This window comes from Komagataeibacter europaeus LMG 18890 (assembly GCF_000285295.1).
Lineage (GTDB): Bacteria > Pseudomonadota > Alphaproteobacteria > Acetobacterales > Acetobacteraceae > Komagataeibacter > Komagataeibacter europaeus.
This window is the reverse complement of the sequence record NZ_CADP01000002.1, coordinates 1-13,079: the sequence shown is the minus strand read 5'-3', so window position 1 is coordinate 13,079 and position 13,079 is coordinate 1. Positions and strand designations below refer to the sequence as shown.

The following is a 13,079-nucleotide window of genomic DNA, read 5'->3' as shown; positions in this document are numbered from 1 at the left end:
ATGTAAAGAAAAGAAAAGAGGCTTTGATCTGCCTCTTTTCTCCTTTCATTCAGATCGTATTATACCGTATGACATATCCGCGCAGTGCGGAGCCTCAATGTCACATGCAGGTCTGTTCATGTGATGGTCGCCTGTCCACAGGCAGAAGGATAATGTCTTGCCAATTCTATCTTCCAAGAAAATTACACAGTTCCTGAAATTTGGTGTTGTCGGACTTCTGGGGCTGTGTTGGGATACGGGAACGGTCTACAGCCTTCGCCCCTTTGTGGGCCTGACGATTGCAACGATTGCCGCGTATTTCATCGCAGCGTCGATCAACTGGCTGATCAATCGCCTCTGGACCTTCCGCAACGTTGGCAACCAGCATCATTTCGTCATTCAGTGGCTGCGTTTCCTTGCTGGCAATTCACTGGGCTTCTTCCTCAACCGCGGGTGCGTGTTCACGCTGTTTCACCTTTCCCCCGTGTTCAAGGCCTATCCCGTGCTGGCGCTGGCGGCCGGGGCGGCAGCGGGAATGATGGCGAACTTCCATATCAGCCGGAAGCTTGTCTTTCATTCCGAATCCAGCCAGCCCGAACGCACGACGGCGGAAATCGTCCCGTTTCAGTCCGAACGCGCCGTGGTCCAGAATACGGTCTCCAGCCGCACGGAGGTTGTGAACTCCCGCAGCAAGCTCGGATAACGCGCCTGCGCGCCACAGGCCGCACCGACTTCATCCAGACGACGGATTCCGTCTTCCACCAGCGCGGTATAATCCCCCCCGCCATATAACGCGATCCATGACCAGTACGGATTGCCTTCACGCAGCGTGCGTGGACTGGCATGCAGTCGCGCGCCCACCTCGGCATAACCGATCAGGCATGGCGCCAGCGTCACCAGCAGATCGAGCATGTCGCCCGTCTGGGCACGGTCAAGTATAAAACGGCTGTAGGCAAGTAATTCGATTGATTCCTCTGCCTGTTCCAGCGCCGATTCCCCTATGCCCCACTGCCGGCAATACCCCACATGCATGGACAGTTCGGTATCGAGTATGCCCGACAGCAGGCCGGCCGCATGCCGCATGGCCGCAAGGGTATCCGATTTGTGAACCAGCAGGGCGCAGGCGCGGGCGTACTGGATCAGATAGAGATAATCCTGGATCAGGAAGTTGCGGAACGCCCCCTCCGCCAGCGTGCCATTGGCCACGCCATGTACGAACGGATGGTCCACAAAATCCAGCCACTGCTTCATGCAATCCTGGCGCAGGCGGCCAGCAAGCCCCTGCGTCAGCAACGGCCAGTCACGTTCCGCATGCCATTCCCCGGTCATGTTTCCTCCCTTCGTGCGGTTTTGTCCGCCCTGCGCCACGCATGGCACGCAACAGCCATATGGGCACAACACGCATGTTCATACTTCCGGTCTGGCGCTACGTGCGCTAGGTGAATGAAACCGGTTTTACATCTATACCTTCAATACAGGATCGTCTGTTTCCCGCCATGCCCACAACAAACGACATTCGTGCCACCTTCCTCGACTATTTCGCGGGGAACGGGCATCAGATCGTGCCGTCCTCGTCCCTGGTGCCGCACAACGATCCGACGCTGCTGTTTACCAACGCTGGTATGGTGCAGTTCAAGAACGTGTTCACCGGGCAGGAAACGCGCCCCTATTCCCGCGCCACAACGGCCCAGAAGGTCGTGCGCGCGGGCGGCAAGCACAACGACCTGGACAATGTGGGCTATACCGCCCGCCATCACACGTTTTTCGAGATGATGGGCAATTTCTCGTTCGGGGATTATTTCAAGGCCGAAGCCATCGAACTGGCCTGGAAGCTGGTGACCGGCACGTTCGGGCTGCCCAGGGAAAAGCTGCTGGCCACCGTCTATGCCGATGATGAGGAAGCAGCAACCCTGTGGCGCAAGATTGCGGGCCTGTCCGATGACCGGATCATCCGCATTCCTACCTCCGACAATTTCTGGCGCATGGGCGATACCGGCCCATGCGGCCCGTGTTCCGAAATCTTCTACGATCACGGCCCCGAAGTCGCGGGTGGCCCGCCCGGCTCCCCCGATGAGGACGGCGACCGGTTTACCGAAATCTGGAACCTCGTGTTCATGCAGTATTTCGAGAATCCGCCCGGCACCCGCTCGCCCCTGCCGCGCCCGTCCATCGACACCGGGCTGGGGCTGGAACGCTTTGCCGCGATCCTGCAGGGCAAGCGCGACAACTACGATACCGACACCTTCCGCGCGCTGATCCTGGCCTCGGCCGAGGTCACGGGACAGGATCCGGACGGGCCGTTCAACGCCAGCCACCGCGTGGTGGCCGACCATCTGCGCTCCACCTCGTTCCTGATTGCCGATGGGGTGCTGCCCTCCAAGGACGGGCGTGGCTACGTGCTGCGCCGGATCATGCGCCGCGCCATGCGCCACCTGCACATGATGGGCACGACGGAGCCGACATTCTACAAACTGGTTCCCGCGCTGATCCGGCAGATGGGCGAGGCCTATCCCGAACTGGTCCACGCCCGCGCCCTGATCGAGGGCACGATGAAGGGCGAGGAAGAACGCTTCAAGGCCATGCTGGACCGTGGGCTGTCACTGCTGGCGGACGAGACGGAACACCTGGGCGACGGCGCGCCCCTGCCCGGCGCCGTTGCGTTCAAGCTGTATGACACGTTCGGCTTCCCGCTGGACCTGACACAGGACGCCCTGCGCGGCACCAGCCACGGCGTGGACGTGGAAGGCTTCAACGAGGCCATGGACGTGCAGCGCAAGCGCGCCCGCGCGGCATGGAGCGGATCGGGCGACAGCGCCACCGAAACCGTATGGTTCGAGGCGCGCGATACCTTCGGCGCCAGCGAATTCCTCGGCTACACCACCGAGACATCGGATGCCGAAGTCCAGACCGTGGTGGTGGACAACGCGCAGGTGGACGCGGCAGGCCCGGGCACCAAGGTCGCCCTGCTGCTGAACCAGACCCCGTTCTATGGCGAAAGCGGTGGCCAGGTGGGCGATACCGGCACCATCACGGCCCCCGGCCTGCATATCGCCATTACCGATACGCAGAAGAAGCTGGGGGACCTGCTGGTGCATTACGGCACGGTCATCGAAGGCACGGTCAAGCCCGGCATGGCGGTCACGGCGCAGGTCGATCACGATCGCCGCAGCGCCATCCGCGCGCACCATTCCGCCACCCACCTGCTGCATGAAGCCCTGCGCCGCCGCCTGGGCGATCATGTCACGCAGAAGGGCAGCCTGAACGCCCCCGACCGCCTGCGCTTTGACGTCAGCCAGCCACGCCCGATCACACCGGAAGAACTGGCGGATATCGAGGCCGAGGTGAATGCCCGCATCCGTGAAAACACCGAAGTCACCACCCGCCACATGACGCCGGAAGAGGCCATCGAACAGGGCGCCATGGCCCTGTTTGGCGAAAAATATGGTGATGAGGTCCGCGTTGTGTCCATGGGTGGCCCCGAGGACGGGCGCGCGGGCTGGTCGATCGAGCTGTGCGGCGGCACCCATGTGCGCCGCACCGGCGATATCGGCCTGTTCCGCATCACGTCCGAAAGTGGCGTGTCATCAGGCGTGCGGCGGATCGAGGCCGTGACCGGCCTGTCCGCGCAGAATGCCACCGTCGCCACCGAAGAACGCCTGAACCAGATGGCCGCCATGCTGCGCGTGCCGCCTGCGGAAGCGCCCGAGCGCCTTGCGGTGCTGCTGGACGAACGCAAGGTGATGGAACGCCAGATTTCCGACCTGCAGCGCAAGCTGGCATCGGGCAGCCAGTCGGCGGCATCGATCGTGGAAATCAATGGCATCAGGCTGGATGCCCGCAACGTGGGCGAACTGCCGCCCAAGGAACTCAAGCCGCTGGCCGATTCCCTGCGCAAGGAAATCGGGTCGGGCGTGATTGCCCTGATCTCCACTGCGGATGGCAAGGGCAGCATCGTGGTCGCCGCCACACCTGACCTGGCGGAAAAGGTTGATGCCGTGACCCTGGTCCGCGCCGCAAGCGCCGCCATGGGTGGCAAGGGCGGCGGTGGCCGTCGCGACATGGCGCAGGCCGGTGGTCCGGACACCAGCAAGGTGGAGGCCGCACTGGACGCCGTGCGCGCCGCCATGCAGGCGGGCTGATCCAACGGCCCCGTTCAGGCACGATGGACACGCAACGGCGCACCTGGTGCGCCGTTGTTCTGTACGCCCCCGCCTGCGATGCATGAATACTGCAATACAGAAAGTGAATGTTTCTTAATTATATTGTGGTTACATAGTATTTCCCGCAACCATCATGACGAAACAATTGTGCCCAACAGGTGTTCCCATGATACAGATATCATGGGATACCACCCCAGCCGCCGGATTGTGCCGCGACGTCATTGCGGTGGGCGGATTTGCCTTTATCCGGACATTCAGGTGACAGGATTTTACAATGGCCGCGACCCATACTGCCCGTGATACCCTTATTGACCTGCTGCATGGCGTGGAGCGGTTCAATACCGAAGTCTTTCCGCAAAACCGCGAACTGTTCGCAAGCCTGGCGGAAAGCCAGTCCCCCGACACGCTGTTCATTGCCTGTGCCGACAGCCGGGTAAATCCCAGCATGATCACGCAGACCCAGCCGGGCGACCTGTTCGTGCTGCGCAACATCGGCAATATCGTGCCCGCCTACGGGGAAATGCTGGGCGGCGTGTCATCCGCCATTGAATATGCCGTAAGCGCCCTGAAGGTTTCGCATATCATCGTATGCGGCCATTCCAACTGCGGCGCGATGAAGGCCCTGCTCGATCCCGAAGCCAGCAACCTGAACAGGATGCCCACCGTGGCAAGCTGGCTGCGCAATGCCGAAGCCGCGCGCGCCGTGCTGGAGGCATCTGACGCAGGCCCCGCCAGCGTGCGCAGCCTGTCGGAACAGAACGTGCAGTTGCAGATTGCGCACCTGCGTACCCATCCCGCCGTCGCGGCGGGACTTGCCCGTGGCACCCTGACGTTGCATGGATGGTTCTATGACATCGCCAGTGGGGAAGTTGTCGTGCTGGATGAAACGTCGCGCACGTTCATCCACGTGGACGAAGCCATCGCCAAGCTGCGGGCACAGCAGGCGGCTGATACCGCCACGCCATAATCCCGGGCCACTTCCGGCACGGGGGCTGCGGCGGGCATGGCCCTGCCTGACCGTGGCCCTTGCGCTGCTTGCCCTGCCCGTGGGCGCGCAGGCCACGGGCAGCCTCAGGCTTTCCACATGGAACCTTGAATGGCTGACCACGCGCCCGCAGGGCGATCCTGCCCTGCCCCCCGATGTCACGCCACGCACGGAAGCGGAACTGGATCGGCTGGCGCATTATGCCAGCCGCCTGGCCCCCGATATCGCAGCGCTGGAGGAAGTTGACAGCCCACAGCTTGCCGCCCGGCTGTTTCCCGCACAGCACTACCGCATCATCATGTCCAATGACCCTGTCGTGCAGAAAGTCGCACTGGCTGTGCGGGTGGACCTTGTAGTCATGCGGCATGGGGACGTGACGGCGCTGGATGTCTATCCCCCTTCCGCCCCCCATCACCTGCGCACCGGGCTGGATGTGACGATAGGCCAGGGTGCTGACAGCCTGCGCGTGCTGGTGGTCCACCTGAAAGCCGGATGCCGCGATTCGCAGCCAGCGGCCCGCAAGCCGGCCTGCCAGACGCTGATGCGGCAGATTGCAATCGTCCAGGACTGGATCATGGAACGGCAGGACGAAGGCGAGGCCTTTGTCGTGATGGGTGATTTCAACCGTCTGCTGGCACCAGACGATCCCGCATGGCGTGCGCTGTCCGAAAACGGCCCGCTGGCACTGGCCACGGCCGGTCGCGCCAGTCCCTGCGCCCAGGGAAATTATTTCATCGATCATATCATCGCCGGTGGCCCCGCGCGTGAATGGCTGCGGCCAGACAGCCTGCGCGTCATGCTGTACCGCGAAAACGGACACGACGACACCACGCGCCTGTCCGATCACTGTCCCGTATCGGTCAGGCTGTCGCTACCTGATGCGCACGGCACGCCCTGAACGGGTCAGGACTTCATTCCGGCCAGATACCGGATGCATGCATGGCGTTCCACCCTACCGCCAGCACGATCAGCACGAACACGATCGCGCCCATAAGCTGGAACAGTTCCCTGTAGGGCATGAATTCAGGGGCCATGGACGCCGTGGCGGCCGCATGGCTTGTCGCCACGGCGTCACTGTCGGTAGGCACGACCTGTGTCTGGGCTTCGGGCACCGGGCCGGGATCGGGGACGGTGGTGGCCGCAAGGGCCGCCTCATCTTCCTGCACGGCTTCATGCAGGGCTTCCACCGGGTGCTCCACGCCTGCGGGAACAGCGGACTGCGCGACCACGGTCCGGTCCTGATCGGGGGTATCGGTCATTGACGCTGTACTCCTGCTTCAGCCAAGTCTGTGTCATATATCCGACAGGTCGGCAAAGAACCAACCATTGGATTAGGCCATCCCGTGCCATACTACCACATGCCGCCAGAACAGGAGAGATGCATGCCAGCCCTGAAACTGACCCGCCGACACGGCCTGCTTGCCGCACTGGCTACGCTGGTGCCTGCCAGCCTGCCGGGGGTGGCCCATGCACGCCGCCCCCTGCGCATCGGCATGATCGGGTCGGGCCATGTCGGCAGCACGCTGGGGCATCTGTGGACCCGGGCGGGGCATCAGGTCATGTTTTCCGACATCCATAAGGGGCCTGCCAAAAAACTGGCGTCGGAACTGTATCCCCTCGCCCGTGAGGGCACGCCACAGGAGGCCGCGAAGTTTGGCGATGCGGTGGTGCTGGCGGTCCCCTATGGCGCGCTGCCCCAGTTGCGGCACACCATCGGGTCGATCGTGGGGACCAAGCCGCTTATCGACCCGACCAATCCCTATGGCTGGCGGGACGGGAAGATCGGGCGGCTGGCGCTGCGCAAGGGGGCGGGTGTCACCACGCAGGCGCTGTTCCCGCAGGCGTCGGTCGTGCGGGCCTTCAATTCCGAGGACATGACCACGCTGGAAGCCGAGACATTCCGCACGCCGCCCCGCCTGGCCCTGCCCATGGCGGGCGATGTGGTGCAGGCGTTGTATGTGGCGGGCTGGCTGATCCATGACGCGGGGTTCGACCCCGTCATGGTCGGGTCCCTTTCGACGGCCATGCTGTTCCAGCCCGGCAATCCCGGGTTCGAGGCCCGGATGAACGCCACCGACCTGCGCAACCTGCTGGGGGTTTCGGCCAACAATCCCATTGACCGAAACCTTGCCACTCAGTTCTCGGGCGGGATGTAGGCGGCCTGCCGCAGGGCAAGGCCGAACTGGATCCAGCCGATGCCCGCGGCAATCAGTTCAACCGCGACAAACGTGCCGATCAGCCACAGCCCCGACCATGGCAGCGTCGCATACAGGCATACACCCACCAGCAGGCTGATCAGCCCCCCCAGGAGGATCAGCCACCATCCCTGCAGGCCGCGCTGCTGGAACGCCATGACAATACGCGCAATGCCCGACACGACCAGGCAGGCGGAAATGAAGATGGTGATGACCATGGAACCGGTGGTCGGTTCTTCCATCATCATCGTGCCCGCCAGGATATACAGCGCGCCGCCCAGGATGGACATGAACCGCCCGCTCCAGTCGCGCACGACAAAGGCATGCACAAGCTGCACTGTGCCCGCGACAAACAGCAGGACCCCAAGCAGGATGGTACTGGCCAGCGACACCGCCAGCGCATCCACCCACGCCATGATGCCCAGGCCGAACGATATGGCGCCAAGGCCGACAAACAGCCCCCAGCGCTGCGTAAATGGCGTTTCCATGCACAAAACCCCTTTATTCCTGTAATGTATTCTTCCGGTTCCCGTTTAATAACAGGCCAGCAGCACTGTGCGATACAGGCTTTTGCGGCCTGCGCCATGCTGCGCGGTGATTGACAGGACGGGCACAGTACTTCTATACGCGCCCGACTGCCGGGAACGTGGACGATACGGCTGGTGCCCATGGGTGATTGCTCCCCGGTGCCGGTAATACGGATCGCGCCCGTCCTGTTCATGCGGAACAGGACCTACCGGTGCAACAACATGACAGGCGGCTGTGCCGCATGCCATGCAGATGAATGAAGAGAGAGCGCGCAGATGAGCAAGCGCCTTGAGAGCAAGTACAAAATCAACCGTCGCCTTGGCGTAAACCTGTGGGGCCGTGCAAAGTCCCCGGTCAACAAGCGCGAATATGGCCCCGGCCAGCATGGTCAGCGCCGCAAGCAGAAGCCGTCCGACTTCTCCGTGCAGCTGATGGCCAAGCAGAAGCTGAAGGGCTATTACGGCAACATCGGCGAAAAGCAGTTCCGCAAGTATTATGACGAGGCCGTGCGTCGCAAGGGCGATACCTCCGAAAACCTGATCGACCTGCTGGAACGCCGGCTGGACGCGGTTGTCTACCGCCTGAAGTTCGCGATCACCCCGTTCGCGGCGCGTCAGTTCATCAGCCACGGCCACATCACGGTCAACGGCCGCAAGGTCAACATCCCGTCCTACCTGGTGCGTGATGGCGACGTGATCGAAGTGCGTGAAAAGTCCAAGCAGCTGGCCATCGTGCTGGATGCGGCGCAGAGCGGCGAACGCGACGTGCCGGAATACATGGAAGTGGACCACCGCCAGATGAAGGGTTCGTTCCTGCGCAGCCCCAAGCTGTCGGACGTTCCGTATCCGGTCCAGATGGAACCGAACCTGGTCATCGAATTCTACTCTCGCTGATCAAGTCCCGGAACCGGGCAGGCGTGACGCCGGGCGTGGGGTTTTGTCCCCGCGTCCGGCGTCCGCGTTTCTGGCCCCTGCCCGGTTCCGCCTTCCGTCCATCGGGCCAGCCGCAGGAATGGACAAGACCGTGACCGCCACCGCCGCCGATAACCCGCTCGCCGCCGAAATTACCCGGCGGCGCACATTCGCCATCATCTCCCACCCTGATGCGGGCAAGACCACGCTGACCGAACGCATCCTGCGCGCCGGTGGCGCGATCCAGATGGCGGGCAACGTGCGGGCCAAGGGCGAACGACGGCGCACGCGTTCGGACTGGATGGGGATCGAGCGCGATCGCGGCATTTCCGTCGTGACATCGGTCATGACGTTTGAATATGGCGGCTGCATCTTCAACCTGCTCGATACCCCGGGCCATGAAGACTTCTCGGAAGATACCTACCGCACGCTGACGGCGGTCGATGCCGCCGTGATGGTGATCGACGCCGCCAAGGGCATCGAGGCCCGGACGCGCAAGCTGTTCGAGATCTGTCGCCTGCGCGATATTCCCATCGTCACCTTCATCAACAAGATGGACCGCGAATCGCAGGATCCGTTTGCCCTGCTGGATGAAATCTCATCCTCGCTGGCACTCGATACCTCGCCCGCCACATGGCCGGTGGGCCGTGCCGCCAAATTCGTGGGCACCTACGATATCCGCCACCGCGAACTGCACGTCACCGAGCCGCTGGACCAGACCGACCCGCGCATGGTGCAACTGGGCGAGGAACTGGAACTGGTTGAGGCGGCACTGCCGGAATTCGATCTGGAAAGCTTCAATGCCGGGCACCTGACGCCGGTGTTCTTCGGCAGTGCGATGAAGGAAATCGGTGTCACCGACCTGCTGGATGCGCTGGCCGCCTTTGGCCCGCCGCCACGCGACCAGGCGACGGAAACACGCAACGTGCGCGCCGATGAACCCGCCCTGACCGCGCTGGTGTTCAAGATCCAGGCCAACATGGACCCCAACCATCGCGACCGCATGGCGTTCGCGCGCATCTGTTCGGGCAAGCTGCAGCGCGGCATGCGGCTCAAGCACGTGCGGATCGGCAAGCAGTTCGCGCTGCATACGCCGCAATTCTTCTTCGCGCGTGACCGGCAACTGGCGGAGGAAGCCTTCGCGGGCGATGTGGTGGGCATTCCCAACCACGGCACGCTGCGTATTGGTGACACGCTGACCGAAGGCGAGGACCTGCGCTTTACCGGCGTGCCCTATTTCGCGCCTGAAATCCTGCGCCGCGTGCGGCTGGATGATGCGATGAAGGCCAAGAAGCTGCGGCAGGCCCTGACCGAACTGGCGGAAGAAGGCGTGGTCCAGCTGTTCCGCCCGCAGGATGGCGCCCCGCCGATCGTGGGCGTGGTCGGCACGCTGCAGCTTGACGTGCTTCAGTCGCGGCTGAAGGGGGAATACGGGGTTGCGATCGGCTTCGAATCGACACCGTACAACCTTGCACGCTGGGTCACCGGCCCGCGTGAAAAGCTGGAAGCCTTCTGCATGGCCAATCGCACGGCCATGGCGGATGACATTGACGGTGACCCGGTCTTCCTTGCGTCATCGGCGTTCATGATGAAGCGCACGGCGGAAGGCAACCCGGACCTTACGTTCCATGACATCAAGCAGATCGGGCAGGAAATCGCCTGACCGGACGTGCCAGCGTGACTGGCCCGCATTACAGGCACAGATGAGGTCTTGCGTAATCCCGCCCGTCTGTCGCATCTAGGCGCATCATGTCCGACACACAGCCCCGCCTGCACCTGCACGACAGCAGGACGCGCAGCACCGTTCCCTTCGTCCCGCTGGCACCCGACAACGTGCGGGTCTATTACTGCGGTCCCACGGTCTATGATCTGGCGCATATCGGCAACCTGCGCGCCATGCTGACGGCGGACGTGCTGGTGCGCCTGCTGCGGCACCTGTACAAGCGCGTGACCTATGTGCGCAACATCACGGACGTGGATGACAAGATCAACGCCCGCGCCCATGCCAATGGCGAATCCATTGCCGACCTGACCGCGCGCACCATCCACGATTTCCATGAGGACCTGGCCGCCGTTTCCATCCTGCCACCGGATGTGGAACCGCGCGCGACCCACCATATTGGCGAGATGCAGGACATGATCCGCCGCCTGATCGAAAGCGGCCACGCCTATGAGGCCGAAGGACACGTCCTGTTCGCGGTGAACACCTATCCATCCTATGGCGCGCTGTCGGGCCGCACGCCCGATGACCTGATTGCCGGCGCACGGGTGGAAGTCGCGCCCTACAAGCGTGATCCAGGTGATTTCGTGCTGTGGAAACCGTCCGACGACCAGACGCCGGGCTGGGACAGCCCGTGGGGCCGGGGCCGCCCGGGCTGGCATATCGAATGTTCGGCCATGTCGCAGCGTTACCTGGGCGAAAGTTTCGACATTCATGGCGGCGGGTCTGACCTGCTGTTCCCCCACCATGAAAACGAACGCGCACAGAGCATGTGCTGCCACCCGCATGGCCGCTTCGCCAATCACTGGGTGCATAACGCCATGCTGCTGGTGAACGGGGAGAAGATGTCGAAATCCCTCGGCAACTTCCTGACCGTGCGCGACGTGCTGCGCGATACGCCTGCAGAGGCCCTGCGCCTGCTGCTGTTGCGCGCGCAGTACCGTTCCGTGCTGAACTTTACCCGCGAAGGGCTGAATGAAGCCCGCCAGATGCTCGACCGCTTCTACCGTGCGCTGGAAAACCTTGATCCCATGCAGGACGCCGTGCCCGCGCCGGACAGCGTGGTGCAGGTATTGTGCGACGACCTGAACACCCCGCGCGCGCTGGCGGAAATGCACGCACTGGCCGATGCCGCCATGGCGGGTGACAGCGGGGCTGCGGCACAGCTGAAAGCCGCGGGCAACCTGATTGGCCTGTTGCAGGACACGCCGGAGTCATGGTTCCGTGGTGATGCGAAAGTGGACCCCGCCCATATCGAACGCCTGATCGCGGAACGGCTGGCCGCGCGCAAGGCACGTGATTTTGCCCGCGCGGATGAAATCCGCAACGATCTTGCCGCACAGGGCATCGTGCTGGAAGACGGCCCGCAGGGCACGACATGGAGGCAGGCATGACCGGCCGCGACGGCGGGGCGGATATCGGCCCCATTGGCAACAGCCCGGTCGTGATCCTTGTCCGGCCCCAGATGGCCGAGAACATCGGCACCACGGCCCGCGCCATGGCCAATGGCGGGCTATTCCACATGCGTCTGGTTGCGCCGCGTGATGGCTGGCCGCTCGAACGCGCGTGGCGCAGCGCGTCTGGCGCCGACCGTATCCTGGAATCCGCGCAGGTGTTTGATACGGTGGATGACGCGGTAGCCGACCTGCACCACGTATTCGCCACCTGTCCCCGCCCGCGCCATATCGTCAAGCCGGTGCTGACCGCGCGCGGTGGCGCTGCGGAACTGCGGGAAATGACGGATCGCGGGCTGAAGGTGGGGCTGATGTTCGGCCCCGAACGCGCAGGGCTGGATAACGAGGATATGGCCCGCGCCGATGCGCTGATCCGCTACCCGCTCAATCCCGCGTTCATGTCACTCAACCTGGCGCAGGCGGTGATGATCATGGCGTATGAATGGTGGATGGCAGCCGACGACACGCCGCCGCGCACGCTCATGACCAACGAGACGCATGTGGCGACCCGTGGCGAACTGGACAATTTCATGCGCCACCTGATCGCGGATCTGGATGAATGCGGTTTCCTGCGCAATGAACAGAAGCGCGCGGGCATGGTGCGCAACCTGCGCCACTTCTTCCTGCGTGGCGAAGTGACGGAGCAGGAACTGCGCACGCTGCACGGCGTGGTGACGGAACTGTCCCGTGGGCGCAAAGCACGGCAGGGCAACAAGTCATAAATAACTGTTAAAAAACAAAAGTTTTTGGTGAAGCTTTTTCCAGGGCCTGTTGGGAATTAACGCGAATTGATGATTGCAGCAGTGAGATAAATCATCGCTGCGAATGATCTGTCGGTCTTGTCACTTCGCATGGCGATGCGCTTGAACTCTTTGAGCTTGCAGAAGAAGTTCTCGATGAGATGGCGTGCCTTGAACAGGGCTCCATCGAAGGGGCGCCTGTCGAGGCGGTTCCGACGCTGGGGAATGACCACGCGGGCCCCTTGCGCGCGTATGGTGTCCATGATCCAGTGGACATCGAACGCCTTGTCGGCAAGAAGTCCCTCGAAATCAGCCGGTTCAAGAAGCGGCGCCACCCCGACCGTGTCGTAATGCTGGCCGAGGATAAGCGTAAAGCGGACCAAATTGCCCAGGGCGTCGGTCATGGC

General features: G+C 62.9%; 13 protein-coding genes. 9 read left to right on the top strand and 4 right to left on the bottom strand.

The window, feature by feature from the left end; genetic code table 11:
• Nucleotides 1-157: 157 nt before the first annotated feature.
• Nucleotides 158-682: a GtrA family protein gene (locus tag GEU01_RS01565; RefSeq protein ID WP_019084669.1), complete on the top strand. Its 525-nt coding sequence runs from the start codon at nucleotides 158-160 to the stop codon at nucleotides 680-682.
• Here GEU01_RS01565 and GEU01_RS01560 read toward each other — a convergent pair.
• Nucleotides 604-1,308, bottom strand: a complete 705-nt coding sequence (locus GEU01_RS01560; protein WP_019084668.1) for a TenA family protein — start codon at nucleotides 1,306-1,308, stop codon at nucleotides 604-606. The genes GEU01_RS01565 and GEU01_RS01560 overlap by 79 nt on opposite strands.
• Before the next feature lie 167 nt (nucleotides 1,309-1,475).
• Here GEU01_RS01560 and alaS point away from each other — a divergent pair, with 167 nt between their 5' ends.
• The 3 genes from alaS to GEU01_RS01545 all read left to right on the top strand — a co-directional run bounded on the left by alaS (nucleotide 1,476) and on the right by GEU01_RS01545 (nucleotide 6,022).
• Entirely contained in the window at nucleotides 1,476-4,118 is a 2,643-nt protein-coding gene (gene alaS, locus GEU01_RS01555) for an alanine--tRNA ligase (protein ID WP_019084667.1), read from the top strand.
• A gap of 295 nt (nucleotides 4,119-4,413) precedes the next feature.
• Complete coding sequence (locus GEU01_RS01550) at nucleotides 4,414-5,106, top strand: carbonic anhydrase (protein WP_019084666.1); 693 nt, start codon at nucleotides 4,414-4,416, stop codon at nucleotides 5,104-5,106.
• Nucleotides 5,107-5,158: 52 nt separating this feature from the next.
• The gene (locus tag GEU01_RS01545; RefSeq protein ID WP_019084665.1) at nucleotides 5,159-6,022 is read left to right on the top strand and encodes an endonuclease/exonuclease/phosphatase family protein; all 864 of its coding nucleotides are present in this window, start codon (nucleotides 5,159-5,161) and stop codon (nucleotides 6,020-6,022) included.
• Between the two features lie 13 nt (nucleotides 6,023-6,035).
• Here GEU01_RS01545 and GEU01_RS01540 read toward each other — a convergent pair whose 3' ends face one another.
• On the bottom strand, nucleotides 6,036-6,383 hold the full coding sequence (locus GEU01_RS01540; RefSeq protein WP_019084664.1) for a hypothetical protein: 348 nt from the start codon (nucleotides 6,381-6,383) through the stop codon (nucleotides 6,036-6,038).
• A 123-nt stretch (nucleotides 6,384-6,506) separates the two neighbouring features.
• Here GEU01_RS01540 and GEU01_RS01535 point away from each other — a divergent pair, with 123 nt between their 5' ends.
• Complete coding sequence (locus tag GEU01_RS01535) at nucleotides 6,507-7,280, top strand: NADPH-dependent F420 reductase (RefSeq protein WP_019084663.1); 774 nt, start codon at nucleotides 6,507-6,509, stop codon at nucleotides 7,278-7,280.
• On the opposite strand, the gene GEU01_RS01530 is transcribed toward GEU01_RS01535, so the two are convergent.
• Entirely contained in the window at nucleotides 7,259-7,807 is a 549-nt protein-coding gene (locus GEU01_RS01530) for an HdeD family acid-resistance protein (protein WP_010506987.1), read from the bottom strand. The two genes, GEU01_RS01535 and GEU01_RS01530, sit on opposite strands and share 22 nt — an antisense overlap.
• A 315-nt stretch (nucleotides 7,808-8,122) precedes the next feature.
• On the opposite strand from GEU01_RS01530, the gene rpsD reads away from it, so the two are divergent.
• From rpsD to GEU01_RS01510, 4 genes are all read left to right on the top strand, one after another.
• Entirely contained in the window at nucleotides 8,123-8,740 is a 618-nt protein-coding gene (gene rpsD / locus GEU01_RS01525) for a 30S ribosomal protein S4 (RefSeq protein WP_010506989.1), read from the top strand.
• 118 nt (nucleotides 8,741-8,858) lie between these two features.
• Nucleotides 8,859-10,421, top strand: coding sequence for a peptide chain release factor 3 (locus tag GEU01_RS01520; protein ID WP_010506991.1), 1,563 nt, complete (start codon nucleotides 8,859-8,861; stop codon nucleotides 10,419-10,421).
• Between the two features lie 86 nt (nucleotides 10,422-10,507).
• Complete coding sequence (cysS, locus tag GEU01_RS01515) at nucleotides 10,508-11,872, top strand: cysteine--tRNA ligase (protein WP_019084662.1); 1,365 nt, start codon at nucleotides 10,508-10,510, stop codon at nucleotides 11,870-11,872.
• The gene (locus GEU01_RS01510; protein WP_026018400.1) at nucleotides 11,869-12,654 is read left to right on the top strand and encodes an RNA methyltransferase; all 786 of its coding nucleotides are present in this window, start codon (nucleotides 11,869-11,871) and stop codon (nucleotides 12,652-12,654) included. Before cysS ends, GEU01_RS01510 begins: the two co-directional genes overlap by 4 nt.
• A 56-nt stretch (nucleotides 12,655-12,710) precedes the next feature.
• Here GEU01_RS01510 and GEU01_RS01505 read toward each other — a convergent pair.
• On the bottom strand, nucleotides 12,711-13,079 hold a 369-nt coding region (locus tag GEU01_RS01505; RefSeq protein ID WP_019084660.1), incomplete at its 5' end, for an IS5/IS1182 family transposase.